The 3,889-nt window shown below is 52.1% G+C and carries 4 protein-coding genes and 2 pseudogenes; 4 read left to right on the forward strand and 2 right to left on the reverse strand.

All coding sequences use genetic code 11. From position 1 onward, the window contains the following. Positions 1 to 498: 498 nt before the first annotated feature. Complete coding sequence (locus EIK79_RS17530; protein ID WP_124957069.1) at positions 499 to 783, reverse strand: helix-turn-helix domain-containing protein; 285 nt, start codon at positions 781 to 783, stop codon at positions 499 to 501. Positions 784 to 858: 75 nt separating this feature from the next. On the opposite strand from EIK79_RS17530, the gene EIK79_RS17535 reads away from it, so the two are divergent. The 3 genes and pseudogenes from EIK79_RS17535 to EIK79_RS18865 form a co-directional block, all read left to right on the forward strand. Then, a complete protein-coding gene (locus tag EIK79_RS17535; protein WP_124957071.1) occupies positions 859 to 1,536 on the forward strand; it encodes a helix-turn-helix domain-containing protein in 678 nt (225 codons plus the stop codon). A gap of 315 nt (positions 1,537 to 1,851) precedes the next feature. Then, positions 1,852 to 2,670, forward strand: a complete 819-nt coding sequence (locus EIK79_RS17540; protein WP_233738260.1) for an aldo/keto reductase — start codon at positions 1,852 to 1,854, stop codon at positions 2,668 to 2,670. 3 nt (positions 2,671 to 2,673) lie between these two features. Continuing rightward, positions 2,674 to 2,906: pseudogene (locus EIK79_RS18865) on the forward strand (transposase); the annotation flags it as partial. A 300-nt stretch (positions 2,907 to 3,206) separates the two neighbouring features. Here the strand turns inward: EIK79_RS18865 and EIK79_RS17550 are convergent. Further along, positions 3,207 to 3,551 (reverse strand): annotated as a pseudogene (locus EIK79_RS17550) (hypothetical protein); the annotation flags it as partial. A gap of 103 nt (positions 3,552 to 3,654) precedes the next feature. On the opposite strand from EIK79_RS17550, the gene tnpA reads away from it, so the two are divergent. Beyond that, a partial coding sequence (tnpA, locus tag EIK79_RS17555) for an IS200/IS605 family transposase (protein WP_124957073.1) occupies positions 3,655 to 3,889 on the forward strand: 235 nt, incomplete at its 3' end.

Genomic DNA, 3,889 nt, shown 5'->3' on the forward strand with positions numbered 1-3,889 from the left:
TCAGTTACGCACGTCGTTATTGCTGAGTTACAGCAGGACCCTAGACGGGTTGAAGCATCGAGGTTGTCCGGTCCGTGACGGACGAGGCAGCGTTACAGCAGGACCCTAGACGGGTTGAAGCGTCGAGCAGCCGAGCACCGTGATCCGGCGCGCGATCGTGTTACAGCAGGACCCTAGACGGGTTGAAGCTAGATGTCCCAACCGGGCTGCCGTCGCCGCATTTCGTTACAGCAGGACCCTAGACGATTGGAGCGCTCATTAGATACTCTTCTCCTTGGTCGAATTGTGTTACAGAGGAACCCTAGTTGGATCGAAGCTTGGTGAACGTCATCAGGACTGTCACTCAGATAGTACAACCTAGTAGGTGAACATGCACCCCAGTTGAGCATTCAGCAAGTGACGAGCAACGGACCCACAAGTGGCTACGGTCTCGACCGTCCCTCCGTCCGTGCAGATGCAATTCTTTTACTTAATCATGTAATGTACTCAAATAATGATCTACAGGGCTGTATATCGCTCACGGTTCTCTGCAATCGTCCGCACTGTTGAGCGCGAAATGCCGAGTGACCGAGCGAGTTGTCGCCTGCTCGCCCCGTTATCGAGTGCATCGAGCACCACGACCCCTTTCTCGTCGTCATTCGGTGTGAGATACTCGTCGGACCCCTCATCGAAGCCGAACGGCGGCCGACCGTGCCATTTGCCCTGTTCGCGCGCTGCGGCAATCCCTTCACGGACGTTCGCCCGCTTGATCGCCGCTTCCAACTCGGTAAACGTCGCGGCCACAGATACGACTTGATGTAGGTGATATCAACTGTAACGACCTAGAGAGTTAAGTCTAGATAGCGTTTCACTACATCTATGACAGTTACTGCGGAATTCCTCGTCAGTTCACCTTCGCTACCGTTCATCGGTTTCGCAGAATCGTTACCATCGAACCAAATCGAGTGTGTACATGGCCTATGTCTTGGAAGGGACTCTCGGGTGTTTGTGGTCCATCTCGACCCGGCTGACAACGTGTCCGAAAGTGACCTTTCCACCCTCGATGAAGTAGTAGAGACAACCCTACTCGGACGCGCAAACGGCAGGGACGTCTATCAGCTTAGCATCCAACTGGATGATGTTGTTTCGAAAGCGTTTGTTCCTGAACGGTTCGCCAAGACCCAAATAGAACCGACAATCATTACCCCGGAGGGGTGGTATGAGAAGAAGATTTTTCCAGACTATGAGTCGTTCAATAACATGCGGAATCATTGCGATGAGTACAGTATTTCTATCGATCTCATCTCGATTACACAGGACTCTCCTGCCCCAGATGAACACGCACAGTACGGATTAACAGACCGGCAACACGAGGCACTGGCGCTCGCTATCTCTCGCGGATACTACGAAAATCCCCGCCAGGCTACAGCCGGCGAGTTGGCTAAGGAAATGGGTATCTCCCAACCCTCAATGTCGAATCTTCTTCGCCGAGGGGAGCGCCGGTTACTCACGTCGACGATCGGGACACAGCCACAACTGAATGACCTTTCGACGTGATAGCATATTTTCGAGCTACGAAGTCAGAAATCTACCGAGATCAATTTCTATCTGATCATCGCTGTTTTCCCCGTGATTATCCGTATATTGATCGTATATTGATCGTATATTGATCGTATATTGATGGTTGTCTCGTGCTTGAACTACTTACTGAGTCTCTAATCAGATACTGCTCTGCGGTACGTTTCATGGAAGAGTGTTCGGGCCAGCCGAAAGCACTTAAATGAGTTTTTAAAATAGCATCGCATCCAAATAGCGTGCGGTCTACAATCTAATGTGGAAATGGAAACCGTCAAGCTAAACAACGGTGTAGAAATGCCGATCCTCGGATTCGGTACGTATCAGATCGAAGATCTCGAAGTATGTGAACGAAGCGTCTCCGAAGCGCTCCATACCGGGTATCGTCTTATCGATACTGCGGCCGGGTATGAGAACGAAGAGGCGATCGGCAGAGCAATTGAGGCGAGTAGTGTGGCGAGGGAGGATGTGTTCGTCACCACGAAGCTTTGGATACAGGATGCTGGTTACGAAAGCACGAAACAGGCGTTCGAACGGTCACTCGATCGATTGGGACTGGACTATCTGGATCTGTATCTGATCCATCAGCCCTTCGGTGACGTTCATGGCTCATGGCGGGCAATGGAGGACCTGTACAGCGAAAACGAGATCCGGGCTATCGGTGTTAGCAACTTCTACCCGGATCGCTTAATCGACCTGATCGTCCAGAACGAGGTCGTCCCCGCAGTCAATCAGATCGAGACACACCCCTTCTACCAGCGAACCGAAGACGCTGAGTTCCTGAGCGAGTATGAGATTCAGCATGAGTCTTGGGGGCCGTTCGCTGAAGGACGGAACAACCTCTTCGAGAACGACGTGCTGGTTTCGATCGGCGAGCAGTACGGCAAATCAGCTGCACAAGTCGTTCTTCGATGGCTGATACAGCGAGGGATTGTTGCGATTCCCAAGTCAGTCCACGAGGAGCGGATCGTCGAGAACTTCGATGTCTTCGATTTCGAACTGAGTGTCGAAGATATGAACAAGATCTCGGAGCTAAACGAAGCTGAATCTCTGTTCCCTGACCATCGAGATCCGGAATTTGTTAAGATGCTGAGTGAAATAGAGGCCAATACCTGAGTGCTCAAGCGTAGACGGAACTGGCAGATCCACGAAAACGCCTTCTGGGAACAGCATGCCTACATGGGAATGCGTGAAGACATGTACGCTCAAAGCGGGCCAGCCCGTTCCATCTCGATACAACACGCGAGCGAGTACCATCGAGGGCGACCCACCGATACCAGATCGGTAAGCTCTCCGTCACGGACATCCGTAGGATGCTCTGGAACACCACGCGGATACTGATCACCCGTGCTTGATACCATGCCACGCAAGTGCGGCTAGTCGAAGGACGAGATCGTCGAGGAGTTTGTCACGGAAGCGGCATCGTAGGCACACAGAGCTTATCGCTCTCTCGTCGCTCAGAACTCGTCTGTCGAAGCCGGTAGTGTCTGTGTCGCTACTGTGGAATGTGCTACCCGTCGATTTGGTGTTCGAACTTTCAGACTGCTAGAAGAGTCTGAATTCGTCCCGGAGAAGATCGTTCACTTGCTCTGGGGGGAACGTGTCGTTTCCGGCGTTCCCCGTGCTCGGTGGCACGGGTCGCGAGGAGGCCGTGTCGGTTCCAGCGCTGTATGGAGTAATTCGTGTGTCTCAGGATCGACCGCTGCATACAGCCAATAGCGTTCATCATTGCGTTGGATCACGGTCTCGTCAACCACAGCGTGATCCGGCGTGTGTCCATCTGTAGGCTGTAGCTCTGCCTTGTGAACCCAATTGTAAACTGTAGATCATGCACGTTCGACACCAAATGTCTCAAGAATAGATACAGTATTCGAAAGCGAGAATCCAGTAAGGTGTAGATGAATACTAAGCTTCACCAAAAACGGTGGTGTCGCTTCTCGTTCCACAAAATCTAACTTGATACAGTTACGAGCGCATACCTGCGTCTTCAGGCGCAGGTCGAGCGGACCATAGCGTACACAACCTCATTCGATAGCTGAACTGGATCTCTCTACGCTTTTCGGTGGTTTTATAGTCGCTCAAGGTATAGTGTGCAGTGCGATGAAGACCACACGGCACGCGACCTACAACCTCAACTACCACATAGTGTGGATACCGAAGTACCGCCAATCGGTACTTGTCGGTGAGGTTGCGCGCCATGTGGAAACCATTCTCCACGAAATAGCCGACGATAAGGGATTGGAGATTATCGACCTCACCATCCAACCCGACCACGTTCACCTGTTCGTCAGTAGCCCACCGAAACACGCTCCATCGCTCCTTGCCAACTGGTTCA

This window comes from Halocatena pleomorpha (assembly GCF_003862495.1).
GTDB lineage: Archaea > Halobacteriota > Halobacteria > Halobacteriales > Haloarculaceae > Halocatena > Halocatena pleomorpha.

Excerpts from the sequence above, each read along its gene's own strand:
- EIK79_RS17540 (WP_233738260.1), top strand. The coding sequence starts at position 1,852 with ATGCCGATCCTCGGATTCGGTACGTATCAGATCGAAGATCTCGAAGTA.
- EIK79_RS17535 (WP_124957071.1), top strand. The coding sequence starts at position 859 with ATGACAGTTACTGCGGAATTCCTCGTCAGTTCACCTTCGCTACCGTTC.